The organism is Acinetobacter halobius, from assembly GCF_044130335.1.
Lineage (GTDB): Bacteria > Pseudomonadota > Gammaproteobacteria > Pseudomonadales > Moraxellaceae > Acinetobacter.
The window spans coordinates 1-870 of the sequence record NZ_JBIQOD010000045.1; the positions used below are offsets into that span (position 1 = coordinate 1).

At 46.9% G+C, this 870-nt stretch carries 1 protein-coding gene and 1 pseudogene; both read right to left on the bottom strand.

Annotated features, from left to right (window positions below; translation table 11 throughout):
- On the bottom strand, window positions 1-531 hold a 531-nt coding region (locus ACE01U_RS17020; protein ID WP_395580019.1), incomplete at its 3' end, for a thiolase family protein.
- Window positions 532-680: 149 nt separating this feature from the next.
- A pseudogene (locus ACE01U_RS17025) lies at window positions 681-870 on the bottom strand (3-oxoadipate CoA-transferase); the annotation flags it as partial.

Consider the following 870-nt stretch of genomic DNA (forward strand, 5'->3'; position numbering starts at 1 on the left):
ATCAATATTAAATTGTTGTGCCACGTTCTCCGCAGTCTGCGGCATAGTGTCTACACCATACATCGCTTTCAGCTTAGGATTGATAAAACGCCAGCCCATAGTGGTATCTTCAATCTTCTGGCTACGACCATACGCGGTTTCTGATTTGCCCATGACAAAGGGTGCGCGTGACATACTTTCTACACCACCGGCAATGATCAGATCGGCTTCACCCGCTTTAATCGCACGAGCTGCCATCGCAATGGCATCGAGTGATGAGCCACATAAACGATTCACTGTCGTGGCAGGAACTTCAACAGGTAAGCCAGCAAGGAGTGCTGACATACGACCCACATTACGGTTGTCTTCACCCGCTTGATTCGCGCAGCCGTAGATCACGTCATCGACTTGGGTCCAATCGACACTTGGATTGCGTTGTATTAAGGCTTGAATTGGCACTGCACCTAAGTCATCGGCACGAACTGGGGCTAAACCACCCGCATAACGGCCGAATGGGGTACGAATAGCATCAATAATGTAAGCGTTTTTCATATTTCATTTTCCCTTTATCTAAAATCCCTCCCAACCTCCCTTTATTAAAGGGAGGAGTTCCCCCTATTTTTTAAATAGGGGGAACTTCCCAAAATTAGAAAGATGGAAGTCCCCCTTTATCAAAGGGGGATTTAGGGGGATTCAAATCATTAATTCTGTTGAGTCGCATCCACTAAAGTTGCACCCGTCATGGCCTGCAATTCTGCAAAGCTTAAACCGTCGACTTTCTCAATCACTTTTAAACCCTCTGCGGTGACATCAATCACACACAGGTCGGTGTAAATACGGTCTACACACTTCAAACCTGTCGCTGGATAGCTCAGTTCAGCCACGATCTTC